Genomic DNA, 26,707 nt, shown 5'->3' on the forward strand with positions numbered 1-26,707 from the left:
CCGAAATCGAGACGGGCCTACGCACAGCCCTTCACTCATTTACTAGAGCGCGATTCGATCTGATTGAATCAGATCGGTGCTCTACGTGTTTGTTTTGAACCGCGCATCTGATCCGAAAACCGTTTCACACTTTTCGGGATACGCTCCAGCGCGCGGGACACATCCACAACGCATCTGGCATATGCAGCAGCAATTCACCGCCGTTCTATACCCCAGAAAAGCGAAACTTCGTACCCCTGTTTTTTCAGTTACGGCATTTAATTTTCTCCTGCAAATGCAAGGCATTACAGTTGCAAATGAGTTGCCAAAGCAGGCAATGGGCAAGCATAGCAAACGCACAAAAAAGCCAGCCGCAGCGATGGCTGCGGCTGGCTCGAAATCGGAACGAAAAGCGTTCGATCAGTAGTTGGTACGGCGCGCCTTGTTCTTGCCCGCCAGATGCGTCACCACATTCTCGATCATGCGCATTCCGGCATTATGACCAAGGGTCATGATGGATTCCGGATGGAACTGAACGGCGGCAACCGGTTCCTTCTTGTGCTCGAAAGCCATGATGACACCGTCTTCCGTTTCCGCTGTGACCAGAAAATCGTCCGGCAGACGTTCAGGATCGGCGAAGATCGAATGATAGCGCCCGACCGTCACTTCCTTTGGCAGACCCGAGAATATCCGCTCCGGCTTCGACACGCGAATGCGCGACGGCTTGCCGTGCATCGGAATACGCAACTGGCGCAGCGTACCTCCATAGGCTTCTGCCAGTGCCTGCAATCCAAGACAGACACCGAAGATCGGCAGTTCCCGCTTGCGCGCCTTGTCGATGGTCGCCTTGCAATCGAAATCCTGCGGCGTGCCCGGTCCGGGTGACAGAACCACGAGGTCAGGCTTGACCCTGTCGAACACATCTTCGGCAACAGGCGAACGCACCGTCGAGACCGTAGCGCCGGTCTGGCGGAAATAATTGGCGAGCGTATGCACGAAGGAATCTTCATGATCAACGAGCAGGATCGATATCCCCTCACCCACCTTTGCCGCCACGCGTTCTTCCGCAATTTGATTGCTCTTCTGCGCTTCACGCACAGCCGAGATCATCGCAGATGCTTTCAATTCGGTTTCGGCTTCCTCCTCTTCCGGATTGGAATCGAACAGAAGCGTTGCACCAGCCCGAATTTCGGCCACGCCATCCTTCACGCGGATGGTGCGCAGCGTCAGGCCGGTGTTCATGTCGCCATTGAAGTGCATCATGCCGATGGCGCCGCCATACCATGCACGCGGGCTACGTTCGTTTTCCTCGAGGAAACGCATCGCCCACAGCTTCGGTGCGCCGGTCACGGTAACCGCCCATGCATGGCTGAGGAACCCGTCGAAAGCATCCATGCCGTCGCGAAGCCGCCCTTCAATATGATCGACCGTATGGATCAGGCGCGAATACATCTCGATCTGACGGCGACCGATGACGCGCACCGAACCCGGCTCGCAGACACGGCTCTTGTCGTTGCGGTCCACGTCCGAGCACATCGTCAGCTCGGATTCATCCTTCTTGGAATTCAGCAGTTTCAGAATCTGTTCCGAATCCGAAATCGCATCTTCGCCGCGCTTGATCGTGCCGGAGATGGGGCAGGTTTCGATACGCCGTCCGTTGACCCGCACAAACATTTCCGGCGATGCGCCGACCAGATATTCGTTGTCACCCAGATTAATGAAGAACGAATAGGGCGACGGATTAATCGTCTTCAACCGGCGGAAGATTTCCGATGGCGCGGTATGGCAGCGCTCATAGAAGGTCTGGCCCGGGACCACTTCAAAGAGGTCGCCGCGCTTGAAGCTTTCCTTGGCGCGCTCTACGAGCTTCGCATATTCGCCCGGATTGTGATCGCCGCGCGCAAGCTTGGCTTCCGATGGTTTGAAGGCCTGTGCAGGCGTTGCCCGTGCGAGACCATGCGTGGATGAGCCACCGCAGGTGAATTCATAACGATCCACCCAGGCACGTGCCGCATAGTGATCGGCCACGAAGATTTCATCGGGGATGAACAGCACCAGATCGCGCTGATCGTCGGGGCGCTTCAACTTGTACTGAACCGGATCGAACTGGAACGCCAGATCGTAACCGAAGGCACCGTAAAGACCGAGATTGGCGTCTTCCTCAGAAAAGAACAGACCGACAATGGCACGCAGAACGGTGAAGACCGAAGGCATACGCGAGCGCTCTTCCTCGGTGAAGGTTCCGTTCGGCTCGGCAATGGTCAGCTCAATGCGGCTTTCTTCGGCCTTGTCGACCGTCACCTCGGCAAGCGCCTTCACTGTGTCCAGGATAGGTCGCAGGAGAATGACGCCGCGGGCATTCAGCGCTTCGATGCGCATGGTGCGGGCGCGTGAGGTGATGACCACCGGAGGATCGACGATAGCCGTGTCCCATCGCGTATAGCGGCCCGGATATTCGTAGTTCGACGAAAATACCGCACCACGCCGTTCGTTCAGCGCATCGATATAGGTCTCGATCGCGCCCTTATAGGCCGTGAGGTGACGCACGCGCTCGACGACGATGCCGCCTGCCGTCTCGTGCTGGAATATCTCGCTATCCGCAATCTTCGCATTCATGATCGGCTATCCCAAATCTCAACTGTTTCCGAATATTTCCAGAACCCGGTTTCCCCGCCAGTCTTATTCAAACAGCCAAACAAAAAGGCCGCCCGGATAATCCCAGCGGCCTGTTTTCTAAACGCAAATGCACAAACGCCTGCGTGGCCGCTTTTAGCGGGCCCACCACCAACCGTTGATGACGATATTGCGCGAAATGTTCATGGACGTACTGTTAGCGTTCAATGTGTCCGCTTGCAACCGGAAAATTCAGCCACCCAAATGTGCCACGCAGGCCATCTTCGGGACAGAGTTCCACAGGTCTCGCAAAAGAAAATCCGGACAGTTTGGGGCTGTCCGGATTTCCTCAGAACCGGGATAAACGAAACGGAAGGAATGGGACGATTCCTCCAGTTTCAAACGCCCCCTTACCCCATGCCAAAATTTACAGGTGCAATATAACTTTCAGTATGCGCACTATCCTTATCACAGGTTGCGCATAATTTACAACCTGTGATTGTTATTTGCATATATGCTTACGTTTAAGCCGAATTCATCCGAGTAGTTCAAAAATTTGTAGGACCACCCAACAAGTTTCATCTTGCGTCGGGGACCGATTTCGGATTGATTTCCGTGGCAACTCAAACACATATGCAAAAATCAAGAACAGAGCCGTCACACATAAGCGGCCATTGGGGACAACTGATGAAGAATCTCGATGCGATGGACAGGAGTATTTTGCGCGCCCTTCAGGAGAATGGGCGCCTGACCAATACCGAACTGGCCGATCGCATAAATCTCTCGCAGACGGCAACTGCAGAACGCGTCAAACGACTGACCCGTGAAGGGTATATTCTCGGCTATTCGGCACGGCTTTCACCCAAGATGCTCGACCGGGCCATGCTGGTCTTTATCGAGATCAAGCTTGATCGCACCACGCCGGAAGTCTTTGAAACCTTCTCGACCTTCACCCGCAACAATCCCGACATTCTGGAATGCCACATGGTTGCGGGCGGCTTCGATTATCTCGTCAAAGCCCGTGTATCCGACATGGATCACTATCGGCGTTTCCTTTCGGAGGCGCTTCTTTCTCTGCCCGGCGTGCGGGAATCGCACACTTACGCCGTGATGGAGGAAGTGAAGGAAACCGCCTATATCGCCGTCTGAACCGGCGACAAGCCCTTCCTGAAGACATCGTTGCTGTCAGCAGAATGGCAGCAACGAACTCCCTACTTTTCACTTCCAACTTGCCATCGCTTATTTACGGGTATATACCCGCAATATGTCACATCCGTGTTTTTGTATCCTTCTGCGCCAGGCAGCCCGCAAGACATCGAGCGTCTATGACAACGCTCTGGCGCCGCTTGGCATCAATGTCGCGCAGTTCAGTACGTTGCGAAAAATCCGTCGTGCGGGTTCCATCTCGCTGACCGAACTTGCACATCTGTCCGAGCTGGATCGGTCGACCATGGGCCGTAATGCGAAGGTTCTGCAGCGCATGGGGCTGATCGAGCCTGCGGCCAGCGACGACCATCGCGAGACCAGCGTAACGCTGACGGCAGACGGTTGCGATCTTGTGGAACGCGGCGGCCCGCTCTGGGATCAGGCGCAGGAAGAAATCGAAGCCAGGCTGGGAGAGGACGGCGTGGAACAGCTGGAAAGCCTGTTACGCAGCCTCGATTGACCGGAGACCGGTTGTCCCTTGACTGAAAACAATGACCTGAAGCCACGCGCCCGTTATGGAGCGAACGGTTTCGCCATCAAACGTATGGCTGGCCAAAAGCCAGCTTGAAACCAGCTTGAACCCGAAAGCGCCAAAGATGATTTCTGCCCGCCTTGCCAGCTTTCTCGCCCAGAGGAACATCCATTACGGATGGGTCGTCGCCGCCATTACCTTCCTGACCATGCTGGCGACAGCAGCAGCCATGGGGTCTGCGGGTATCCTGATCGAACCGCTCCAGCGTGAATTCGGCTGGACGAATGCGAATATCTCCTTCGCAATGGCGCTTCGCCTCGTTCTTTTCGGCCTGATGGGGCCGTTTGCGGCAGCCTTCATGAACCAGTTCGGCTTGCGTCGTGTGGTTGCAGCCGCTCTCATCATGATTTCACTAGGGCTTGTCGGTTCCATTTTTATGACCGAGGAATGGCAGATGGTTGCGCTCTGGGGCGTGGTGATCGGCCTTGGCACCGGCATGACGGCGCTCGTGCTCGGTGCAACCGTTGCAGCACGCTGGTTCGAAAAGCGGCGCGGTCTGGTCGTCGGCCTGATGACAGCCAGTAATGCCACCGGCCAGCTCGTCTTCATGCCGATCCTTGCCAGTGTCAGCCAGACCATCGGCTGGCGAACGTCGCTCACCATCGTCGTTTGCTTCCTTGTTGCCGCGCTTGTGCTGGTTCTCGCTTTGATGCGTGACCATCCGGCGGATATCGGCTTGAAGCCTTACGGCCGCACGGCACCGCTCCCGGCACCCGGACCCAGAATGAGCTTCAGCACCATGCTGGCCTCACCCCTCGTCACGTTGCGCGAAGCGTCTTCAACGGCAACTTTCTGGGTCCTGTTCCTGACCTTCTTCGTCTGCGGCTTTTCCACAAACGGCCTGATCCAGACGCACTGGATCACGCTTTGCGGTGATTTCGGAATTGCGCCGGTCGGTGCGGCTGGCATCCTTGCCGTGATCGGCGCATTCGACCTGATCGGCACGATTATGTCCGGCTGGCTTTCCGACCGGTTCGACAATCGCTGGCTTCTGTTCTGGTTCTATGCGTTGCGCGGTCTCTCGCTGATCTATCTGACCTTCACCGACTTCACCGTCTACGAACTGGCATTGTTCGCCGTCTTTTACGGGCTGGACTGGGTGGCGACCGTGCCGCCAACCGTCAAGCTCGCCGCCGAACGTTTCGGCCCGGAAAAGGCCGGGCTGGTTTTCGGCTGGGTGTTCACCGGCCACCAGATCGGAGCCGCAGCCGCAGCCGCTTTCGCCGGGCTCGTGCGCACCGACTATGACAGCTACACCCCTGCCCTGATCCTCGCCGGTGCCATGTGTTTTGCCGCTGCGGCCATGGTGTTCATCATCAACCGTCCTGCTGCAAGGCCAGTCCTGCAGGCTTCATGATGCTATACGCTTCCTGCCCTTCCTGTTCAGTGCCAGCACGCCGAGACTGATCAGGAAGGCGGCGAGCGTGTCGGTCCAACCGGGCACCTCGCCCAGAAGAACAAGCGCCAGAACCAGAGTGATGACAGGGATCAGTGCTGATAGCGCTGCCCCTGCCGCCGTTCCCAGCAGCACAACGGCACGGTTGAAGGCAAAGACGCCAAAGGCCGAAGTAAGTACGCCCTGATAAAAACCCTGCAAGGCAATATCACCCCAGGATGTCGCGCCAAGCCCCTTGGGCAGGAAGAGCATATAGATCGGCAAATAGACAATTGCCGAGGTGACAGCCGCGATGGCCGTCGCATGCAGCCCGTCCATTCCCTTTCTGCGAAACACCATGACATAAATCGCCCACACGAGTGCCGCGACGAAAAAGAAAAAGTGCCCGAGCATTTCCGGTCCGCCCAGTTGCGACAGACCGGCGATCAGCATGGCGCCGATCAGGATCAGCACGACCCCGGACCAGCGCGACGGCGCAAGACGTTCCTTGAGAAGCGCCATACCCAGAACGGCAACCATTGCTGTCATCAGCCCCGGAATGAGCGCTGCTGCATGGGATGCCGGAGCATATTGTAGACCACAGGTGGTCAGCAGCGCATAGGGAACACCTGCTCCGGAAACCAGAAGCACAAAGCCGAGCGGACCGAGTTTGCGAAAGCCGAACCCTTTCATCAGAACCACGGGCAACAGCACCAGCCCCGCCACGCCGAAACGCAACGCAATGATGTCGAAAGGCGTCAGTGCGGTCTTGAACCCGAAACGGGTCAGGACGAACGAACCGGACCACACAAGAACCCCGGACAGTCCCCAGGCCAGACCGCGTATGGTATCGGAAGTCGAGCTTGTCGGGGTGGTTTCGGTAATTGCCGTCATGGTCACTCGCTGCAGGATGAGGGAAGAGCGCAGACTATTGCATCCCTGATATGCGCGAGCGTCACGGATAAGCGAGATATGAGATATTAGAGTTTCTTATGCCGCTCTGCTTCTGGCGTCCTGCGCCACGTCGCAGAACCGTTCGACCAGATGCCGGACCGGACTGTCGGCCCGAAAAACAATATAGACGGTACGAAACGTCGGCGGATTGAGGCGGCGCGCCCGCAATCCATGCAGATCGGCCCCCGGCAGACTGATTTCTGACAGAAGCGTCGTGCCGATGCCATGGCGCACCATTTCCAGCACCGTGGCAACGTCGCGGGTGCGCACCTGCTCGCTGCGCATTTCGCCATCGCCATGAATGATCCTGTCGATAATCATTTCGCAGCCTGCTGCGGCGATCAACTGGCGATCCCGCAGGTCCCCGGCAGTGATTGTGTCGTTGCGCATAAAGGGATCGTCACGCCGCCCCACCACGACAAGTTCTTCGCGGCCAACTTCCCGTGCTTCAAGCTCGGGCGTCGGCAGCGATGTAATGCCGAGATCGGCAATACCATCGCGCACCCACAGGCTCACATCGTCGTGCCCGCCCTCGAAAGCGCTGAATTCAATGCCGGGATAAAGCTGCTGAAACGTCTTTCGCAGACCGGGCAGAACATATTCAAGCTGACTTGGAATTGCCGCGACGCGCAGCCGTTCGGGCGCGCCGGAAGCACTGCACCGTGCCTGCTGCTCTATCCGGTCGACTGCCGCGAGGGCGGCCTTGGTATCGGCAAGGATCGAATGCCCGAACGCCGTCAGGGCGGCTCCATCGCGCTTTCGCGCCAGCACATCGACCCCGAGGATTTTTTCCAATGTCGCAATCGCCTGACTGGCTCCCGATTGCGTGAGCCGCAAGCGCCGCGCAGCAGCACCGACACTGCCGGTTTCCGCGACAGCTTCAAGCAAACGTAACTGGACCAGACTGATCTTCATCGCTTTGGTTCCGGGCTTTGGTTCCAGCTCAATCTTTCAATAATGCATCGCCCCAGTCGGCGCGACGTGCCCAACGGAACAGATCGCCGTCGCGCTTGGTCAGAAGACGTTCTTCCGCCCTGCCGTCATCCTTGCAGAGTTTAACCGAAACTTTGCCGCCGCCAACCCGTGTCGGCGCGATAACCCGCGCTTCCACTTCATCGACCGTCTCGCGCACCGCAGCAAGATAGATGAACTTCTCATTCTCCCACGGCACTTCGGCTTCCTTGGTCAGACGATGAATACGCGAGCGCGCAACGCGGCGCGAAAAATGGCACCAGTCAGGGGTGACCAGCGGGCAATCGAGCTGGTGCGGACAAGGCGCCGCAATGATTGCGCCTTCCGCAATAAGCGCCCGGCGTGCATCGAGAATGCGCTGCCAGCCTGCCGGTGTGCCGGGTTCCACGATCACCAGCATTTGCCGTGCCGACGCCCACAAGCGCTCAATCAGTGCCTGCCGCTTTTCAGGAGCAAGCTCGTCAAGCACATAGGCAATGGTCACGAGATCGGCTTGCGGAAAATCAAGTTTCTCCCGAACCACATCCCCTGCCCGCCAGTCGAGGTCGGAAAATCCGCAATTTTGCGAAAGATCGCTGCCCACAGCTCTGATCGCAGGACTGGCCTCGATCATCGTTGCCGAATGAAGCATGGGCCAGCATTGCTTTGCCGCCCAAAGGGCGGTTCCCGGTCCTGCACCCACATCGAGCATGGATTGCGGCGTGAAATCGGGACAAACCTCTGCTGCACTGTCCATACTGGCGCGAACCGCCGCATAGGTCGCAGGCAAACGTGCTGCCAGATAGGCCTTCGCGGCAAGATCATCGGAAATATGCATGCGTCCGTCCCGCGTCTCGGCGCGGTAACGGCGTGAAAGCATTTCAGATGCGCGCTTCAGATCGGCCAATGCTACGCCCTCAAGCGCAGCATCCACCGCCTGTCGCAATGAAGCTGGCAGTTCCATTGCCGGTCAGCGCTCCAGAACCTGTTTCACATCGACCAGATTCGAACGGACACGCAGAATGTAGAAACCCATCGTGGTCAGATGCGACGGCGTGAACCATGCATCCGGGCTACCGTTGGAAACGATGAAAGGCTGCATGTCGAGCGCAGCACGCATCTGCTTTTCCATCTCGTCCCACACACCGTCGAGGTGCTTCTCGGCCAGAACACCGCGGAAATCCGAATGTGCGGCGCGCAGCAGGCCGTAATAGGCATAGAGCTGACCATAGGCGAACCAGAAACGGTCATCTGCACGCGTATCGAACCAGCCGGCGTGGTAATTCTCGGCACGGTCCTTGAGGATGGCCGAAGTCGAACCGAGGTCGCTTGCGATACGGTCGACAAACTGGATCAGATTGTCGGCACGGGCATCGAAGGTCGCCTGACAGTTTTCAAGCCGTCCGTTGAAGGAACGTAGATCCTTGATCGCCGAACGGTAATAGCTCGGTGTCGGTGTCTTCGGACCGAACGGGCTCAGGCCGAAATACCAGGAATCTTCGGCAAACTGCAGATTACCGCGCGCCTTTTGCAGATCGCCGTCGATCTGCGATGTGCCGCGCAGGCGGCCGATATTGTCGACGAGCTCAATCGCGGTACGGCGTACCGCTGCATTGATGCCGCGCTGGAACGACGCCTTATTGTCGAGGAATGGCGTGCGATCCCAGTCCAGCCCGAAAAGACCGGTCTTGTAGAGTAGCATGGATGAAATCCACGCGTTCTGGTTCACGTTGAAATCGGTGAGATCCGCGGCAACTTCCGCTATCGCCGAGCGTGAGCATTTGCGGGCCGAAGACGGGATTTGTGCCGCCTGAACCGGCTGATTCGCGGGAGCGGCATCGCCAGTCTGATTGGTTTCAGGCGTGGCAGCAGGCTGTTCCGCGGGTGCTGTGGTGGACGGCGCAGCCGGTACGGCCTGCGCCTTTACCTCTTCACCGGGCGTAGTCGCATCCTGATAGCTGTACTTGGCCGGATAGTCGGGATCGAAATTCGTCCACACCTGAGTCTGCCAGATGAAATAGACGTAAAGACCGCCAAGACCGATCACGACGACCGCAACCGCAACTTTCCACAAAATTCCGAGCCGCAGGAAAAGCCGCCACAAACCGCCGAGCGGAATGGCAATCAGGCGAGCAAGCGCGGCGATGAAACGGCCCAGGAAGGAAAAAACGCCCTTTACTGCATTCCACACTGTAAAAAATCCTTCCTTTTGCCCGAAAATCCGGGCTTTCCATCGCTTCTGCATCGCCCATGGACCTATGCATTACAAGTCCTGTTAGCAAGCAGCCAAACCTGAAAAGGCTTCACGCTCTCAAATAGAGTGTGCTCATCTTTTCGACAACCTGGAACGGTCATCCAACTGATTTTATCCGTCATTTTCCGCTGACAGGGTTGAATCCCGAGGGCCGATCCGTAACATGGCGCCAACTCGCTTCGGCCAAATGCGTGGCAATCCAGCCCGTTTCCCCTTGGCCGACGGTTCCGGAAAATGATGAGTGACAGCAGTTTCAAGTCAGGTGCGAAACGGTTTTCCGCCGGAAACTGCGACCAACGTCGCAATCGAGAACATTTTCGCCGCTGTGGTACTTGAATGGCGCAATCTTTGGTGTTTGCTAAAGCTGGAACCGGAAAAACAATCAATCCGTCAAAACGGCCCGGTAAATGGAGAGAACAATGAAGTCCGTATCGACCTATATGCTTACGCTTGCCTTGGGTGGGCTTGCCACGGGAACGGCAATGCTGAGCGCGCCTGCAACCGGTTTCGCCGCCGAACCTGAAAGCTGCTCGACCGTCCGTTTCTCGGATGTCGGCTGGACCGACATCACCTCGACGACCGCGGTGGCGACAGAAATCCTGAAAGGTCTCGGCTACAAGACGGACATCAAGGTTCTTTCCGTGCCGGTGACCTATGCATCGCTGAGCAAAAAGGACATCGACGTCTTCCTCGGCTACTGGAACCCGTCCATGACCGCCGACCTCCAGCCCTATCTGGACAACAAGACCGTCGAGACGCTGCGCACCAATCTGACCGGCGCGAAATACACGCTTGCCGTGCCAAAATATGCTTATGACGAAGGCCTCAAGGACTTCAAGGATATCGCCACGTTCAAGGACAAGCTCGGCGGCAAGATCTACGGCATCGAGCCGGGCAATGACGGCAACCGCCTGATCCTCGACATGATCAACAAGGATGCCTTCGGCCTCAAGTCATTCGAGCTGGCGGAATCGTCCGAGCAGGGCATGCTGGCGCAGGTCGCGCGCAGCATCAAGAGCAAGGAACCGGTCGTCTTTCTGGCATGGGAGCCTCATCCCATGAACAAGCGTTTCGAAATCGCGTATCTCACCGGTGGTGACGATTTCTTCGGCCCCAATCTCGGCGGCGCCAAGGTCGAAACCAACGTTCGCACCGGCTACACGCAGGAATGCCCGAATGTTGGCAAGTTCCTCACCAATCTGGAATTCAAGCTCGATATCGAAAACGACATCATGGGCAAGATTCTCGATGATGGCGAAGAGCCTTCGAAGGCTGCAACCAACTGGCTGAAAGCCAATCCGGGCGCACTCGACCAGTGGCTCGCCGGTGTAACCACCGTCGACGGCAAGGAAGGCCTGCCAGCCGTCAAGGCGGCACTCGGTCTTTAATCCCGACATGCTGCCGGGCGGCGACAAACGCGGCCCGGCAGTTTCAAGGATGCCCGCACCCTTTCTCTTTGTTTTTACGCATTATCCTACGCAAATCGCATCGCACCTTTGCCGGAAATGCTCTAGCACGCAGCAGGAGACTTGATCGTTGAACTGGCTGACGGACTACAAGATCCCTGTCGGACCGACCGCCAAATCCGTGGTGGACTGGCTGACGGACAATATGGGCGGCTTTTTCGATACCCTCGCCGCCGTCATGCAGAGCCTCATTGACGGGCTGCTTTTTCTTCTCAAGCTCCCGCACCCTCTGCTTCTCATCGCAATCTTCGCTGTCATCGCGTGGCTGATCCAGCGTCGTATCTCGGTGGTCGTGCTGACCGTGATCGGCTTCCTGTTCATCATCAATCAGGGTTACTGGGATCGAACGCTCGAAACCCTGACCCTCGTTTTGTCAGCTTGCTTTCTCTGCATGGCCATCGGCGTGCCGCTCGGCATCGCCGCAGCCCATCGCCCCGCGCTTTACGCCGCAATGCGTCCTGTGCTCGATCTGATGCAGACCCTGCCGACATTCGTCTACCTGATCCCGGCCATTGTCTTCTTCGGCATCGGTATGGTGCCGGGCCTGCTTGCAACGGCAATCTTCGTTCTGCCTGCGCCGGTGCGATTGACCCACCTCGGCATATCGTCCACACCCTCATCGCTGATCGAAGCGGGTGAAGCGTTCGGTGCGTCGCGTTCTCAGCTCTTGTGGAAGATTGAGCTGCCTTATGCCATGCCGCAAATTCTCGCCGGTCTGACTCAGACAATCATGCTGTCGCTTTCGATGGTGGTCATTGCAGCCCTTGTCGGCGCCGACGGCCTTGGCGTACCGGTTGTCCGGGCCTTGAATTCGGTCAATACCGCACTCGGTTTCGAGGCTGGACTTGTCATCGTCGTGGTCGCCATCGTGCTCGACCGTATCTTCCGCGCCGGACGCGAGAAATAGCATGATCCCGAAAAGTGGAAACCGGTTTTCGGAACAGATCATGCTCCAACAAAGATCAGGAGCACGCGGATGACCATCATCGCACTCGAAGACGTCTGCATCATTTTCGGCAGCAATGTCGATGACGCACTTGCTCTTGCGGATCGCGGCGCTACCCGTTCCCAGATTCAGGCTGAAACCAATCTCGTGCTGGGCGTGCACAACTGCACACTCAACATTGAGGAAGGTGAAATCCTCGTTCTGATGGGGCTGTCAGGCTCGGGCAAATCCACCCTTCTTCGCGCAATCAACCGGCTCAATCCGATTTCGCGCGGGCGCGTTCTCGTACGGGAAGGCGAGCGCGCCATAGATGTCGGCAAGGCCGATCGCGGAACCCTGCGCCATCTGCGCACCGAACTCGTCTCCATGGTGTTCCAGCAGTTCGGCCTGCTGCCTTGGCGTACGGTTGAAGAAAACGTCGCTTTCGGCTTGGAAATTTCCGGTATGGGCAAGGAAGAGCGCCTTGCCAAAGCGCGCGACCAGCTTGAACTTGTCGGCCTGCAGGACTGGGCCAAGCGCAAGGTTGGAGAACTTTCCGGCGGCATGCAGCAACGCGTCGGGCTTGCCCGCGCTTTTGCAACCGGCGCACCGATTCTGCTGATGGATGAGCCATTCTCGGCCCTCGACCCGCTGATCCGCACGCGCTTGCAAGACGAGTTGCTGGCCTTCCAGTCACGATTGAAAAAGACCATCGTTTTCGTCAGCCACGATCTCGACGAAGCCATGAAAATTGGCAATCGCATCGCCATCATGGAAGGCGGGCGTATCGTTCAGTGCGGCACGCCGCAGGAGATTCTCCTGCAGCCTGCCGACGATTATGTCGCTGACTTCGTTGCCCATATGAACCCGCTCGGCGTGCTTCGGGCAGGCGACATTATGGTGCCCTTCGATCGCCAAGCAGCGCCACGTCCTTTTGCGGCCACTGCCCGGCGCGAAACGCTGGTGCGCGAGTTGATGAATGCGGTGGCAGACAGCAGCGGCGATGTTGGCATCATCGAAAACGGCGCCATCGTCGGCAAGATTGCAGCAGATGACATCGTGCGCGCCCTCGCCTGGCATCAGCAACGCGGAACGTCCAGCTAGAGCGGAATGCGCTTATATTCGTTCGCGCTTTTGCTGGAGATGCTCAAAACAAAAAACCGCACATTTTCATGTGCGGTTTTTTCATTTCAGACTGCATATAGATGTAGATCAGCTATGCGCTGCCTGTCTGGCAGCAGCGCGTGCTTCAACGCGAGCCTTGATGGCATCGACATCCGCACGCGGCGTCGCAGCAAAAAGCTTCTTCGTATAGTCATGCTGCGGATTGTTGAAAACGTCGTCGCGCGAGCCGTATTCAACCACCTCACCGAAATACATCACCATCACCTCATCGGCGATGTAGCGCACGACCGAAAGGTCATGGCTGATGAAAACATAGGTGAGACCGAACTCTTCCTGCAGATCGGACAGCAGGTTCAGAACCTGCGCCTGAACGGACAGATCGAGCGCGGAAACCGGCTCATCGAGAATGAGCAGCTTCGGGTTGAGCATCAGCGCACGCGCAATGGCGATACGCTGGCGCTGGCCGCCGGAGAACATATGCGGATAGCGGTTGAAGTGTTCGCGACCGAGGCCGACCTTCAACAACATCTGCATAGCCTTCGCGCGACGCTCCTCGGCTGACATGTTCGTATTCAGCAGCAGAGGCTCGGCCAGAACGTCACCGATCTTCTGGCGCGGATTGAGCGAGCCATACGGGTTCTGGAAAACGATCTGCACCTTCTGGCGCATTTCGGGCGTCAGGCCATCGCGAGCGATATCCACATCCTTGCCGCCGATCTTCAGTTCGCCAGAGGTCTGCGGATCGATCATGGTGAGAATACGTGCCAGCGTGGACTTGCCGCAACCCGATTCACCAACGATCGCCAGCGTCTTGCCTTTTTCGACCTTGAAGCTCACGCCCTTGACGGCATGAACCACTTTCGCCTTGCCGAACAGACCACCGCCAACATGATAATCGCGCTTGATGTCGCGCGCCTCGAGAACAATCTCGCTCATCGCGCTTCTCCCGCACCATTATTTTCAAAGACGAAATCGGAAACCGTCGGAAGACGATCACCGGTCGCATTTTCCGGCAGGGCCGAGAGCAGCGCACGGGTGTAAGGGTGCTTGGGCGCAGAGAACAGCGACAGCACGTCGGCATCCTCCATCTTGTGGCCCTTGTACTGCACGATCACTCGGTCCGCCGTTTCAGCCACGACACCCATATCATGGGTAATCATGATGAGGCCCATGCCGTGTTCCACCTGAAGCCGCATCAGAAGATCGAGAATCTGCTTCTGAATCGTAACGTCGAGAGCTGTTGTCGGTTCGTCGGCGATAAGGAGCTTCGGGTTGCAGGCAATCGCGATAGCGATCATGACGCGCTGGCACTGGCCACCCGACATCTGATGCGGGAAGCTTTTCAGGCGTTCCGCTGCATCGCGAATGCCGACGAGTTCCAGAAGCTCGATAGCACGCGCACGGCTCGCCGAGCCGTTCATGCCCATATGCTGCTTCAACACTTCCTCAAGCTGATACCCGACCGTGAAGCACGGGTTTAGGCTGGCAACAGGTTCCTGGAAAATCATCGAAATATCACGACCGATGATCTTGCGGCGCTCCTTGTCGGACATTGCCTGCAAGTCCTTGCCATCGAAGGTCATGGTGTCTGCGGTAACAGTTGCCGTCTTAGGCAGAAGCCCCATGACGGCAAGCATGCCGACCGACTTGCCCGAACCGGACTCGCCGACAATCGCAAGCACTTCGCCCTTGTCAACCCTTATGTCGATCCCGTCGACCGCCCGGAACGGGCCTGTCGAAGTGTCGAAAGAAACCGTGAGGTTCTTGATTTCAAGCAGAGCCATCGATCAGCTCCTCTTCAGTTTCGGGTCAAGCGCATCGCGCAGACCGTCGCCAATCAGGTTGATGGCGAGAACAGTAATCAGGATAGCAAGGCCGGGGAAAGTAACGATCCACCAGGCACTCAGGATGAACTCACGCGCTTCGGCAAGCATCGTGCCCCATTCTGGCGTTGGCGGTTGCGCGCCCATGCCAAGAAAGCCCAGAGCCGCAACGTCGAGGATGGCGTTGGAAAACGACATCGTTGCCTGCACCACAAGCGGAGCAAGGCAGTTCGGCAGAATGGTCTTGAACATCAGGCGCAGCTTGCTTGCACCGGCAAGCTTGGCCGCGGTCACATATTCGCGTTCCTTTTCCGCCATGACGGCGGCGCGGGTGAGACGCGAGAAGTGCGGCAGCAGAACCAGCGTGATCGCCAGAACGGCATTGATCAGACCCGGCCCGAGGATCGCCACCAGAACCAGAGCCAGCAGGAGCGACGGGAATGCCAGGATAACGTCCATGATGCGCATGAACACCGTATCGACGCCGCCACCGAAATAGCCGGTGATGAGGCCGATGGTGATGCCGAGGCACATCGAAATAATGACGATGACAAAGCCCACGAGCAGCGAATATTGCGCGCCATAGATCAGGCGGGACAGAATATCACGCCCGACAGCATCCGTTCCCAGAAGGAACTGGGTCGAACCGCCATCTTCCCAGAAGGGTGGAACCTTCACGAATTGACGGAACTGTTCCGTAGGATCGTGCGGCGCAATCAATGGAGCGAAGATCGCCACCAGAATAATCGCGAGGAATACGAAAAGACCGATCACAGCGCCACGGTTGACGCTGAAATAAAACCAGAAGTCCTTCAGCGCACGCATCTTGCCAATGTCGTTCGCGGCTTCCGGCTGAATAGCTGAGTGTGTCATGATACCCTCACTTGTGCCGGATACGCGGATTGATAAGGCCGTACAGCAGATCCACGACCAGATTCACCAGCATGATGATGAATGCAATCAGCAGCAGTCCGCTTTGCACGACCGGATAATCGCGACGGAAAATGGAATCGAGCATCCATTTGCCGATACCGGGCCATGAGAAGATCGTTTCGGTCAGGATCGCACCAGCCATCAGAACGCCGACCTGCAGGCCGATGGTCGTGATAACAGGGATCATCGCGTTGCGAAGTGCGTGCAGTCCGACAACGCGACGAACCGGCAGGCCCTTGGCGCGAGCGGTGCGCACATAGTCCTCGCCTAAAACTTCCAGCATGGCGGAGCGGGTCTGACGCGCGATAACGGCGAGCGGAATGGTCGCAAGCACGATGGTCGGCAGGATGAGATGCGAGACCGCCGAGGCGAAAGCGCCCTTCTGATCCGACAGCAGACTGTCGATCAGCATGAAACCGGTCACAGGCGGGAAGAAATAGAGCAGCGAGATACGACCGGAAACCGGTGTCCACTGCAGCACGCCCGAGAAGAAAATGATGAGCAGCAGCGCCCACCAGAAAATCGGCATCGAATAACCGACCAGCGAAATGCCCATCAGGCCCTGATCGAACCACGAGCCGCGCTTGACAGCAGCGATGACGCCGGCAGGAATGCCAAGGAGAATAGCCACGATGATCGCGCAGATGGACAATTCGACAGTTGCAGGAAACAGCGCGAAAAATTCGACGAGAACAGGCTTCTTGGTCACCAGAGACTGACCGAAATCGCCATGCAGCAGGTTCCAGACATAGTCCAGATATTGCTGCCAGATCGGGCGATCGAACCCAAGTTGCGCCATCAGTTCGGCGTGGCGCTCAGGGCTTACGCCGCGTTCGCCGGCCATCAGTAGCACAGGATCGCCGGGAAGAACCCGGACGAAGGCGAAGGCTACGATTGTAATGCCTATGAAGGTCGGAACCAGATAGACGAGTTTGTTGAATATGAAACGGAACATACAAAAACTCCGACCGGGTGCAGGGGATCACCCTACACCCGGCCGCTTGTGTTGTCAGATTTTACTCGGAAATATCAACGTCTTCGAAGCGATAATCGCCGAGCGGGCTCTGTTTGAAGCCCGTAACCTTGGCCGACATCGGCACAAAGACCGTCGAGTGAGCAAGCGTATTCCAAGGAGCCTGCTCCTTGAAGATTACCTGTGCTTCTTCGTAAAGCTTCGTGCGCTCTTCCTGGCTGGTCGAAACCTTGGCCTTCTGGATCAGGTCTTCGAACGGCTTGTAGCACCACTGGGCGCGGTTGTTATTGCCAACACCGGCGCAGCCGAGAAGCGTGCCCAGGAAGTTGTCCGGATCGCCGTTGTCACCGGTCCAGCCGAGGATGACGGAACCGTCACGGTCCTTGTCGGACGACTTCTTGAGGTATTCGCCCCATTCCATCGAAACGATCTCGGCACTGACGCCAACCTTGGCCAGATCGGACTGCATGAGTTCAGCAGTACGACGTGCGTTCGGCATGTACGGACGGCTGACAGGCATGGCCCACAGCTTCATCTTCAGATCCTTGACGCCAGCGGCTTCGAGAGCCTTCTTGGCAGCTTCCGGATCGTACTTGTCGTCCTCGACCTTGTCGTTATAGCCCCACATTGTCGGCGGGATCGGGTTCTTGGCAACCTGGCCCTGACCCTGGAACACGGCATCGACGATGGCCTGCTTGTTGATAGCCTGGTTCAACGCCTTGCGCACTTCCGGCTTGTCATAAGGTGCCTTCAGCGTGTTGTACGCGAAGTAAGCAACATTGAGGCCAGCCTGTTCGTCAACCTTGAGGTTGGAATCGGCCTGAAGGCCCTTGATGTCTGCCGGAGCAGGATAGGACATCAGGTGGCATTCGCCAGCCTTGAGCTTCTGCGCGCGAACAGCAGGATCGGTCGTGATTGCGAAGACGAGATCGTCGATCTTCGGCTTGCCACCCCAATAGTTTTCGTTGGCCTTGAAGCGGACGACGGCGTCCTTCTGGTAGGCGACGAACTGGAAAGGACCAGTACCGACCGGAACCTGATTGAGATCGTCCTTCTTGCCGTCGGCGGCAAGCTTGTCCGTGTATTCCTTCGAAATGATCGAAGCGAAAGGCATCGAGATATTTGCGAGGAACGGCGCTTCTGGACGGTTCAGCACAAACTTGACGGTATAATCGTCAACCTTGGTGATTTCCTTGATCAGCGCACCCATTTCCATGCTGTCGAAATATTCGTAGGTGATGCCAGCGGTGTACTGGTGCCAAGGATTGTCCTTGTTGCGCATGCGATCAAACGAGAAGATCACGTCGTCAGCGTTGAAATCACGGGTCGGCGTGAAATAGTCGTTCGAATGGAACTTGACGCCCTTGCGCAGATGGAAGGTGTATTCCAGACCATCGGCGGAAACATCCCAGCTTTCTGCGAGACCCGGCACGACTTTCGTCGTTCCGTTTTCGAATTCGGCAAGGCGGTTGTAGACCGGATGTGCCGAGGCATCGAACGTATCGCCGCCGGTATAGGCAGCCGGATCGAAGCCTTCAGGCGAAGCCGGCGAGCAATATACAAAGGTCTTTGCCGATGCAGCACCGCTCATCAGAGCCACCAGCGCGGTTGCTGCCAGGAGTTTTTGGTAGAATTTCATTATTGTCCGCCTCCACGGAAAAGCATGCCGCGCGCACCCCATTGCCCGCAGCTTGCGCTTATCGAAACGCGTGGACTGTCACTTTGCAAGCGCAATCTGTAGAACCAGTTCACATTCTCAACGGGTTTTGGCCCCAATGGTTAGATTTTTATTCCATCAATCGACGAAATTTCGAAATATTGCGCTAAAGCCCCTTGATTTATAATATTATTCGCACGCATTTTGCATGGGATAATGCAACTTATGCATCACCGACTCAGGCGCGACGTCAATGCGGCCGATCAATCGGAAATTGCTTGCAGTTTTGAATGTCCGGCATAAGTACTCCACCGAATTCGCTGGCTCTATCGAATAAGGCACAGTATTAAGTGGATAATATTAGTCATATTTGAGTCTGACAGCCATGCCTGAAACCAATCCAATTCGCCCGACCACGCCTGAAGCCATTCAGCTTGCCAAAACCCTGTTGCGGACATCGCGCTACGGTGCCATCGCCGTTTCCGACGCTGCGACCGGCAGGCCACTGGCAAGTCGTGTCTCCGTAGCGACGGATATGGACGGAACGCCTCTCATCCTGGTTTCCGGATTGGCGGCACACACACCGGGGCTGCTGGCAAACCCGGCCTGCTCGCTTCTGCTCGGCGAGGTTGGCAAGGGAGACCCCCTCGCCCATGCGCGCGTCACGCTTCATTGTCAGGCCCGGAAAGTTGAGAGAACAGCCGCTGACTACCCCCGCATTCGGCGACGTTATCTCAATCACAATCCGAAGGGTTCGCTTTATGTGGATCTTGGAGACTTTGTCTTTTTCCGGCTTGAACTGGAAAGCGCCAGCTTGAATGGTGGCTTTGGCAAGGCATTCAACCTGACACAGGACGACTTGCTCTGCGCTGCGTCGATCAGCGCGGACTTTGCCGAAAGCGAGCAAAATGCGCTCGACAGCATGAACGAGTATCACGCACCAAAAATTGCGCAAATTGCTCAACAGCTTTTAAAAGCGGGAACCGTCAAAGATCAGAAAAAGGTGATAGGATTGGATCCGGATGGCGTCGACATCGCCAATGGCGACCTTGTTCTGCGTTACGTTTTTCCTTCGAATCCACCCTCCGTAAGGGAAGCTGTTACAGCACTGACCAAACAGTAAATAAAGCCCCCTGAAACAAAACCGCATTTTTTTTGGGACGAAATTGCACGTCTTTATACTGGATTGAATATAAGCAAGGGCTTTTCAAATTCTGCATATGGCATTATTTTCAATATGCATGCTTATGAAAATTCGCATGTATATTTTTAACTTTGTCGAGTCTTACGGGGGTATGACGGCAAATGAGCAACGAGAATACTTTCTTTGATTTAATTGAAAATGTAGATCAGGCTGCCGACTTCCTGTCGGCACTTGCTAACAATAAGCGATTACTAATTTTATGTAAGTTGCTTCATAATGAAATGTCGGTAGGTGCGCTTGCCAAGGCGATTGACCTTAGCCAATCCGCCTTGTCTCAGCACCTGGCAAAATTGCGAGCCCTTGACCTCGTTTCTACCCGTCGCGACGCGCAGACCATCTATTATATGGTCTCTTCGCCGCATATCGAGTTGATGTTGTCGACACTTTCAAGTCTGTATATGAGTCCAACACCGCGCAGACATAATCTGGCGGCAGTCGCTCACGCATAATCACATGAGGTCACAGCCGTGCGATGAACCAAGACACTCATTCGCACGGCTGCGTCCAGCAGATCGACGATCCGAACGACATCCGCTTGTCCCCTTATCGCGATATTCGCGAGAAGGATCTTGTAGGACGCCAGCAGCGGTTTATCGCTGAAGGTAAAGTGGTTCTGAACGTTCTGTTCTCATCTTCGGCGCGTTTTGAGACAGAATCGCTGCTCGTTCTGGAGAACCGGCTTGCGGGCCTCGGCGAACAACTCAGCCAATTGCCCTCAGAGGTTCCTGTCTATTCCGTTCCACAAACTGTTATGGATGCGGTCGCAGGATTTCATGTCCATCGCGGCATTCTTGCAGTAGGCCGTCGCAAGACGCCGCCAAGCCTTCAGGCAATGCTGAATACCCTGCCCGCAAAATCACTCGTCGTCGTTTTGTGCGGCATTTCCAATCACGACAATGTCGGTTCGATCTTCCGCAATGCCGCCGCTTTCGAAGCCGACTGCGTCCTGATGGACGATACGTGCTGCGACCCGCTTTACCGCAAGGCTATTCGGGTATCGGTCGGCGCCACGCTGAAAGTTCCCTATTTCCACGGTGGAAGCATTGATGAGATCATCGCTGCGCTGGGCGATGCCGACTTCAACCTGCTTGCGCTAAGCCCGTCATCGTCGCTCAGTGTCTACGATGCGACCAAGCACGGCCGACAGGCGCTCTTGCTCGGCACGGAAGGCGAAGGATTACCGCCACGCCTGCTTGAGAAGCTGCAAACAGCGCGAATTCCCATGTCCACTGCGTTCGACAGCCTGAATGTTGCAACCGCATCCGGCATCGCCTTGTCGCGCTTCAGCAAGTTTCAGTAGATTTCTCGTTTGCCTGACGATGGCAATACCGCTGCTATCAACCGGCCGTCGATGGCTGCCAATCCTGCGGCGATCATTGCCATGCCGATCAAATGCTTGGCTTGCAAAGTCTCGCCAAGAAAGAGCACTCCGAGCAGGATCGCACTAACGGGAATGAGAAACGTCACCAGCATGAGATTGACCGCGCCCGCAGTCGAAAGAATGCGGAAAAAGAGAACATAAGCTAGTGCTGTTGAAAGAAGCGCGATACCGGCCAGCGCTCCCCAGACTGCCGCGCTCGGAGCGGCCAGCGTCCAGGGATGATCGACCAACAAAGCCACCGGAATGAGCATGACGGTCGTGGCCGTCACCTGGCCGGTAGCGGTTATCAACGGCGCGACCCCCATCGCTTTGAAGCGGCGACCGAAAATTCCCGCCAGCGAATAAGAAAAAGCAGCACACAGAATCGCAAGCTGCGGCCACAGATTGCCTCCAAGCCCGCCGATGGCATCGGGTCCGATCATGATTGCTACACCGCAAAAGCCGATCAAAACGCCAGCAATTTTGTTCCGGGTGATCTTTTCATCCGCCGTCAGAAAATGCGCAACAATGACGCCGAAGAGCGGTGTCGTGGCATTGAGGATGGAAGCCAGCCCGCTGGCAATCTGGGTCTGCCCCCAGACGATGAGACAGAAAGGCAGCAGATTATTGAGAAAGCCCATTCCGAAAAACGCCAGCCATACACGGCGGTCTTTCGGCAGCGACAGGCCCATCATGCGAATCAATACGACCAAAGCGAGCGCAGCCAGCCCCACCCGAAGCGTGACGATACTGAAAGGCGGCAATTCTCGAACAGCAATGCCGTTGAAGAAGAATGAACCGCCCCAGAGAACGGAAAGAACAAGAAGCATCGCCCATTCCTTCCACCCCATCATTTTCTGCGCCGTCATCTTCAAGACCTCTGAAGCCAAAGCTTGGAGCGCATCCCGAAAAGCGTGGAACGGTTTTCGGGATGCGCATCAAAACAAAAAGTTGGAGCGCCGATCTGATTCGGCCGGATCAAAACGCGCTCAAAATACCGCTCACTATGAGCTTAGACGCAGCCAGTGCAATTGACTTCCCGTTTGTCGCTTTCAAACTCTGGAACATGTATCTCGAAAGTGGAAACCGGTTTCGGAATAAAGACATGCATAACAACGAATGCTCTAACTGAGATTGCATCTTGCTGACACACATAAAAAAAGCGGATGCTCTCGCACCCGCTTTTCATTCATCGATCACAAAAAGCTTCAAGCTGCCGAGGCACTTGCCGTGTTGGCGACAAGGCGGCGCAACATCTCTTCTGCCTGCGGCTCGCGTTCCGAACGGCCAATAAAGCCGCCGCCAAAGACGCGCGCAGTGTTGCTTTCATCGGAATAAAGCACGCAGGCCTGTCCCGGAGCGATACCGCTTTCACCATCGACCAGCTCAACCCAAGTCTGGCCATCGGCATGGCGCAGCACGGCAGGGCGTGGCGGTCGAGTCGAGCGAACCTTCGCGAATACTTCCATTCCGCCTTCAGGCAAATCGCTGATCGGCGCATCGCCCAGCCAGTTGATGTCACGCAGGAAGACTTTGTGCGTTTCCAGCGCTTCACGCGGACCGACGATAACCCGCGCATTGGCGGCATCGAGATGCACGACATAAAGCGGTTCACCTGTGGCAACGCCAATGCCACGGCGCTGGCCAACGGTGTAGTGTACAATGCCATCGTGGCGGCCGAGCGTGCGGCCATCGATATGGACAATATCGCCGGGATTGGCCGCTTCCGGCTTCAGTTTGGAGATAATGTCGGAATATTTGCCCTGCGGCACGAAGCAAATGTCCTGGCTGTCCTGTTTCTTGGCGACAGTCAGGCCCATTTCCTCTGCAATTTCACGCACCTGTGCCTTCGGCAGATGACCGAGCGGGAAGCGCAGATAATCGATCTGCTCCTGCGTGGTTGCAAACAGGAAATAGCTCTGGTCGCGATCCGTATCGACCGGACGATAAAGCGCACGGTGCGCACCATTGGCGCGGCTGCGAATGTAATGTCCTGTCGCCAGCGCGTCGGCGCCAAGATCGCGTGCGGTCTGGAGAAGATCGGCGAACTTGACCGTCTGGTTACAGGAGACGCATGGAATCGGTGTTTCGCCGCTGACATAGGAATTCGCAAATGGATCGATCACAGCTTCGCGGAAGCGTGCTTCGTAATCGAGCACATAATGCGGAATGCCGAGACTTTCCGAAACGCGGCGGGCATCTTCGATGTCCTGTCCCGCACAGCAGGAACCAGCGCGATGAACGGCTGCGCCATGATCATAAAGCTGCAGCGTCACGCCAACGACATCGTAACCTTCACGTTTGAGAATCCCGGCCACAACAGATGAATCGACGCCGCCCGACATGGCGACGACAACGCGCGTGTCTTCCGGCTTTCCCGGCAGATCGAGGCTGTTCAGGCTCATGATTGATTCCAGCTTCCGGGCATACGCCCTGCTTCTCAAAATTTAGATTTCTGCGCCCTATATAGGCTAAAGTGCGGCAATTTGCCAAGGGTCCGGGAACAATCATTGTCCAGATTGCGACAGGCAAGCCACACTTCCCCGTGAGGTTTTCCAGACATATGTCGCAAAAACGCCGGCAATAGGGCGAAAACGAAAATTTTTCCAAGTCTTACCAGAGAGTTACCAGCTGCTTAGGTAATTTTTAAAGCTGTCGCGTTAGTCTCACACTCGATTAGGTCCTTGAGTGTTGTGTAGAGAGTACAATGACCGATCTGGTAAGACCGCGTATAAAATATGTTATCGGTCCCGATGGCAGCCCGCTGACCATTGCGGACCTTCCCCCCGCCAATACAAGGCGCTGGGTCATCCGCCGCAAGGCCGAAGTTGTCGCTGCTGTTCGCGGCGGACTTCTGAGCCTTGAGGAGGCATGCCAGCGTTATACATTGACGGTGGAGGAGTTCCTTGGCTGGCAATCCTCGATCGACGAGCATGGTCTCGCCGGTCTCAGGACCACCAGAATACAACAATATCGTCACTAAGACCTGTCTCGCCAAAACCGGGACAGGTTTTGGAAGGACGGGGATCATGGCCTCGGTGGAACAATATCTTCCGTGCTTGTCATGGATCGACAAATCGAAAACCGGCCCACGTGGCCGGTTTTTATTTGCACATTCCGTTCCTATGTTGTGAACTTGATGCGTTGATCAGAACACGTATTTGTTCAGGAGGATGGCATGAGCGGGACTATCGAGATTCGCAAGGAAGACAGCTCCGACGGCGGACGCTATGCGGCTGTTCTTGACGGCAGCGAAGCCGAAATGACCTATACGAAGCTTGGTCCCTCATTGATTTCCATCGACCACACTTTCGTGCCGGATACGATGCGTGGCAAAGGCGTCGCGCAGGCGCTTGCCAAGAATGCCGTTCTGGACGCGCGGCGCAGCGGATGGAAAATCATCCCGCGCTGCAGCTTCATGCACGCGCAGGCGATGCGTCATCCTGACTGGTCGGATGTTTTCGGCAAGGAATAATCGCTGAACTAAAGCATGTCTCCCAAAAGTGGGAACCGCCTTCGCGAGGAAATCAGTCCACTGAACTGATTTCTGATTCCGCTATAATGGGATAAAGACGCGCGTAAAAACAAAGAGATAGAGTATTTCCAACGATTCGATTTAAACTGGAAATGCTCTATTGCAGGTCGCGAATGCGGCGCGCCAGACTTTTGGGGCCGGATTTCTTGTCTTTTCCTGTGTCAGATTTTTCTGCCGCTTCAAGAATTGAATGGATCGGAGATTCCGGTCCTTCTTTTTCAGCGGTCGCAGCCACCATACGGGCGGCGAGCACGGCCATTTCTTCACGAAGCGCTGCATTCTCGCGTTCGATTTCGGCCAACTCGGGGTTGTCACTCGCGCCAGCATTCTTACGGCTATAGCGCTCGATTTTTTCCTGCGCGTCGGAAAGCTCGGATATCAGCTTTTCAAGCTTCTGCTGCAGTTCACCATTGCGCCGCTTTTCGCTTTTCAGCTCCGTTTGTGCAGAGGTCAACTGGGTCGAAACTTCGTTGTAACGTGCTGCGGCTTCCTTGCGATCTCGACGCATTTCAGTCATCTCGTTTGTCAGACGGCTGTACTCCGTCTCGCTTCCACTTATTTCGATACGCAAGGTATCGGCCAGTCCCTCGAGCGCGCTGTAGTGGCTTTGCATCCGTTCCAGTTCCGCCTGGAGGATTTCTGCCTTTTCCAGCGCCGTGTCACGCGCTGTCTCGGCTTCTTTCGTCACCCGCTCGTGCTCTTCCAGTTGCTTCTCGATCTCCGCCTGGCTTCCTTCGAGGAGCGGAATGCGTTTCAGCTCTTCATATTGTCGGGCGAGCGTCACCTTCTGTTCCGCGTTCTTGTGGCGTTCGAGCTTCAGCAATTGTTCCTGACGGCTGACCGCAACGGCGTGTTCGGCGCGCAACCCGTCGCGGTCGGCACGTATCTCGGCCAGCGTTATCGGCAGTTCCGCCTGAACCTGCCGTCGCGCCAGAAAAAAGGCACGGCGCCAGACCGAAGGGCCGAGCAGAACCACGACGAAAACTGTCACAAGAACGCCGAATATGAAAAAGAGAGCGGACTGGATCACGATTTCAAATAGGCCCGAACGGTTTCAGACAAGTATTTCCTATTCATAGTGCGCAATCGACCGTCTTTCCAGCCAGCTAAAACAATCTCCGGCTGAAAAGACACCCATGCGCAACTAATCCTTAAAACGGATTCCACGTCGGCGCAGCGGACAGCTTCAGATAACCGATATTCACACCTAGCCTCGCGCCCACACCGGTGCGGATCGGCACCAGCATGATGTTCTCGCGTTTCAGGACGTTGAAGCCGACACCCGCAATGACATAGGCAGAGCCTGCAACACCGGCATAACGACCGTAAAGGTTCTGGATGTCGTCGAGATTGTAGACGAGCATCATCACACGAGAACCCTGCCCGCCGAAATCCCAGCCAAGTGAAGGGCCTTGCCAGTAGGTCTTATGGTCGCCTGCGTTCTTGGTATAGAGCGTGCCTTCGCCGTAGGTCAGGCCGCCGATGAAAGCGCCGGAGCCTTCTTCACCAAGAATATAGCCGTTGGGCAGACCAAAACTCTGGAACGCCTTTTCGACCGCGCTTGCGATGCCACCCGAAGTCGACCCGAAGAACCTGTGACCAGATTCGACGATTTCCTCGGCAGTGTATGTGTTCTGTGCTCTGGCCTGATTTGGCAGAGCGATGAAAGAAACAAACAGCGCCGCAAAAAACGCAACGAAGCACGCCGCATTGCGGAATCTGATTTGCGACAGGGATTGTATGGCCATGTAAAATTCCTTTTGGCTCTCCGCTCCTCTGTCTGACGGCCCTGTTAAAAGCCAGACCACGTCTCTTACGGACATTTCGGTCGAATCGCACCTA

Annotated in this window: 26 protein-coding genes; 12 read left to right on the forward strand and 14 right to left on the reverse strand. The window is 56.2% G+C overall.

The window, feature by feature from the left end:
• Window positions 1-85 precede the first annotated feature (85 nt).
• The gene (locus tag OHI65_RS18360; protein WP_264358757.1) at window positions 86-406 is read left to right on the forward strand and encodes a hypothetical protein; all 321 of its coding nucleotides are present in this window, start codon (window positions 86-88) and stop codon (window positions 404-406) included.
• Here OHI65_RS18360 and OHI65_RS18365 read toward each other — a convergent pair.
• Window positions 400-2,595, reverse strand: coding sequence for an anthranilate synthase component I (locus tag OHI65_RS18365; RefSeq protein ID WP_264358758.1), 2,196 nt, complete (start codon window positions 2,593-2,595; stop codon window positions 400-402). The two genes, OHI65_RS18360 and OHI65_RS18365, sit on opposite strands and share 7 nt — an antisense overlap.
• 684 nt (window positions 2,596-3,279) lie before the next feature.
• Here OHI65_RS18365 and OHI65_RS18370 point away from each other — a divergent pair.
• From OHI65_RS18370 to OHI65_RS18380, 3 genes are all read left to right on the forward strand, one after another.
• A complete protein-coding gene (locus OHI65_RS18370) occupies window positions 3,280-3,741 on the forward strand; it encodes an Lrp/AsnC ligand binding domain-containing protein (RefSeq protein WP_006472719.1) in 462 nt (153 codons plus the stop codon).
• Window positions 3,742-3,856: 115 nt separating this feature from the next.
• A complete protein-coding gene (locus OHI65_RS18375) occupies window positions 3,857-4,258 on the forward strand; it encodes a MarR family winged helix-turn-helix transcriptional regulator (RefSeq protein WP_125300048.1) in 402 nt (133 codons plus the stop codon).
• Window positions 4,259-4,394: 136 nt separating this feature from the next.
• Window positions 4,395-5,687, forward strand: a complete 1,293-nt coding sequence (locus OHI65_RS18380) for an MFS transporter (protein WP_040130084.1) — start codon at window positions 4,395-4,397, stop codon at window positions 5,685-5,687.
• Here OHI65_RS18380 and OHI65_RS18385 read toward each other — a convergent pair.
• From OHI65_RS18385 to OHI65_RS18400, 4 genes are all read right to left on the reverse strand, one after another.
• Window positions 5,682-6,599 (reverse strand): DMT family transporter, encoded by a 918-nt coding sequence (locus OHI65_RS18385; protein ID WP_125300047.1) that lies wholly within the window; start codon window positions 6,597-6,599, stop codon window positions 5,682-5,684. The two genes, OHI65_RS18380 and OHI65_RS18385, sit on opposite strands and share 6 nt — an antisense overlap.
• 96 nt (window positions 6,600-6,695) lie before the next feature.
• Entirely contained in the window at window positions 6,696-7,574 is an 879-nt protein-coding gene (locus tag OHI65_RS18390; RefSeq protein WP_125300046.1) for a LysR family transcriptional regulator, read from the reverse strand.
• Window positions 7,575-7,602: 28 nt separating this feature from the next.
• Window positions 7,603-8,574, reverse strand: coding sequence for a small ribosomal subunit Rsm22 family protein (locus tag OHI65_RS18395; protein WP_125300045.1), 972 nt, complete (start codon window positions 8,572-8,574; stop codon window positions 7,603-7,605).
• A gap of 6 nt (window positions 8,575-8,580) precedes the next feature.
• Window positions 8,581-9,855 carry a DUF2333 family protein gene (locus OHI65_RS18400; RefSeq protein WP_125300044.1) on the reverse strand — a complete coding sequence of 425 codons (1,275 nt, stop codon included), beginning with the start codon at window positions 9,853-9,855 and terminating at the stop codon, window positions 8,581-8,583.
• A gap of 428 nt (window positions 9,856-10,283) precedes the next feature.
• Between OHI65_RS18400 and OHI65_RS18405 the strand changes: the two genes are divergently transcribed.
• The 3 genes from OHI65_RS18405 (at window position 10,284) to choV (ending at window position 13,359) form a co-directional block, all read left to right on the forward strand.
• Complete coding sequence (locus OHI65_RS18405; RefSeq protein WP_010659573.1) at window positions 10,284-11,252, forward strand: choline ABC transporter substrate-binding protein; 969 nt, start codon at window positions 10,284-10,286, stop codon at window positions 11,250-11,252.
• Between the two features lie 148 nt (window positions 11,253-11,400).
• Complete coding sequence (gene choW / locus OHI65_RS18410) at window positions 11,401-12,237, forward strand: choline ABC transporter permease subunit (RefSeq protein WP_012091632.1); 837 nt, start codon at window positions 11,401-11,403, stop codon at window positions 12,235-12,237.
• 69 nt (window positions 12,238-12,306) lie between these two features.
• Window positions 12,307-13,359: a choline ABC transporter ATP-binding protein gene (gene choV, locus OHI65_RS18415; RefSeq protein WP_125300043.1), complete on the forward strand. Its 1,053-nt coding sequence runs from the start codon at window positions 12,307-12,309 to the stop codon at window positions 13,357-13,359.
• Window positions 13,360-13,467: 108 nt separating this feature from the next.
• Here the strand turns inward: choV and OHI65_RS18420 are convergent, their stop codons facing one another.
• The 5 genes from OHI65_RS18420 to OHI65_RS18440 form a co-directional block, all read right to left on the reverse strand.
• Window positions 13,468-14,316, reverse strand: coding sequence for a dipeptide ABC transporter ATP-binding protein (locus tag OHI65_RS18420; RefSeq protein ID WP_010659570.1), 849 nt, complete (start codon window positions 14,314-14,316; stop codon window positions 13,468-13,470).
• Window positions 14,313-15,164 (reverse strand): ABC transporter ATP-binding protein, encoded by an 852-nt coding sequence (locus tag OHI65_RS18425; protein ID WP_010659569.1) that lies wholly within the window; start codon window positions 15,162-15,164, stop codon window positions 14,313-14,315. Before OHI65_RS18425 ends, OHI65_RS18420 begins: the two co-directional genes overlap by 4 nt.
• A 3-nt stretch (window positions 15,165-15,167) precedes the next feature.
• Window positions 15,168-16,076: an ABC transporter permease subunit gene (locus OHI65_RS18430; RefSeq protein ID WP_010659568.1), complete on the reverse strand. Its 909-nt coding sequence runs from the start codon at window positions 16,074-16,076 to the stop codon at window positions 15,168-15,170.
• Window positions 16,077-16,083: 7 nt separating this feature from the next.
• Window positions 16,084-17,091 (reverse strand): ABC transporter permease subunit, encoded by a 1,008-nt coding sequence (locus OHI65_RS18435; RefSeq protein WP_010659567.1) that lies wholly within the window; start codon window positions 17,089-17,091, stop codon window positions 16,084-16,086.
• 61 nt (window positions 17,092-17,152) lie between these two features.
• Complete coding sequence (locus OHI65_RS18440) at window positions 17,153-18,748, reverse strand: ABC transporter substrate-binding protein (protein WP_010659566.1); 1,596 nt, start codon at window positions 18,746-18,748, stop codon at window positions 17,153-17,155.
• Window positions 18,749-19,151: 403 nt separating this feature from the next.
• Here OHI65_RS18440 and OHI65_RS18445 point away from each other — a divergent pair, with 403 nt between their 5' ends.
• The 3 genes from OHI65_RS18445 (at window position 19,152) to OHI65_RS18455 (ending at window position 21,270) form a co-directional block, all read left to right on the forward strand.
• On the forward strand, window positions 19,152-19,889 hold the full coding sequence (locus tag OHI65_RS18445; protein WP_125300042.1) for a HugZ family protein: 738 nt from the start codon (window positions 19,152-19,154) through the stop codon (window positions 19,887-19,889).
• A gap of 182 nt (window positions 19,890-20,071) precedes the next feature.
• Window positions 20,072-20,419, forward strand: a complete 348-nt coding sequence (locus OHI65_RS18450) for an ArsR/SmtB family transcription factor (RefSeq protein ID WP_010659564.1) — start codon at window positions 20,072-20,074, stop codon at window positions 20,417-20,419.
• Window positions 20,420-20,442: 23 nt separating this feature from the next.
• Window positions 20,443-21,270 carry a TrmH family RNA methyltransferase gene (locus OHI65_RS18455; protein WP_071633927.1) on the forward strand — a complete coding sequence of 276 codons (828 nt, stop codon included), beginning with the start codon at window positions 20,443-20,445 and terminating at the stop codon, window positions 21,268-21,270.
• Here OHI65_RS18455 and OHI65_RS18460 read toward each other — a convergent pair.
• Window positions 21,264-22,199, reverse strand: coding sequence for a DMT family transporter (locus tag OHI65_RS18460; RefSeq protein WP_012091627.1), 936 nt, complete (start codon window positions 22,197-22,199; stop codon window positions 21,264-21,266). The genes OHI65_RS18455 and OHI65_RS18460 overlap by 7 nt on opposite strands.
• Before the next feature lie 339 nt (window positions 22,200-22,538).
• A complete protein-coding gene (gene mnmA / locus OHI65_RS18465; protein WP_012091625.1) occupies window positions 22,539-23,735 on the reverse strand; it encodes a tRNA 2-thiouridine(34) synthase MnmA in 1,197 nt (398 codons plus the stop codon).
• Window positions 23,736-24,037: 302 nt separating this feature from the next.
• Between mnmA and OHI65_RS18470 the strand changes: the two genes are divergently transcribed.
• On the forward strand, window positions 24,038-24,313 hold the full coding sequence (locus tag OHI65_RS18470) for a DUF1153 domain-containing protein (RefSeq protein WP_010659559.1): 276 nt from the start codon (window positions 24,038-24,040) through the stop codon (window positions 24,311-24,313).
• Between the two features lie 195 nt (window positions 24,314-24,508).
• Window positions 24,509-24,805, forward strand: a complete 297-nt coding sequence (locus OHI65_RS18475; RefSeq protein ID WP_010659558.1) for a GNAT family N-acetyltransferase — start codon at window positions 24,509-24,511, stop codon at window positions 24,803-24,805.
• A 157-nt stretch (window positions 24,806-24,962) separates the two neighbouring features.
• On the opposite strand, the gene OHI65_RS18480 is transcribed toward OHI65_RS18475, so the two are convergent.
• The gene (locus OHI65_RS18480; protein ID WP_185757971.1) at window positions 24,963-25,871 is read right to left on the reverse strand and encodes a hypothetical protein; all 909 of its coding nucleotides are present in this window, start codon (window positions 25,869-25,871) and stop codon (window positions 24,963-24,965) included.
• A 145-nt stretch (window positions 25,872-26,016) separates the two neighbouring features.
• Entirely contained in the window at window positions 26,017-26,613 is a 597-nt protein-coding gene (locus OHI65_RS18485) for a DUF1134 domain-containing protein (protein WP_010659556.1), read from the reverse strand.
• Window positions 26,614-26,707: the final 94 nt, after the last annotated feature.

The sequence above is a fragment of the Brucella sp. MAB-22 genome, assembly GCF_025908475.1.
GTDB classification, from domain to species: Bacteria; Pseudomonadota; Alphaproteobacteria; order Rhizobiales; family Rhizobiaceae; genus Brucella; species Brucella anthropi.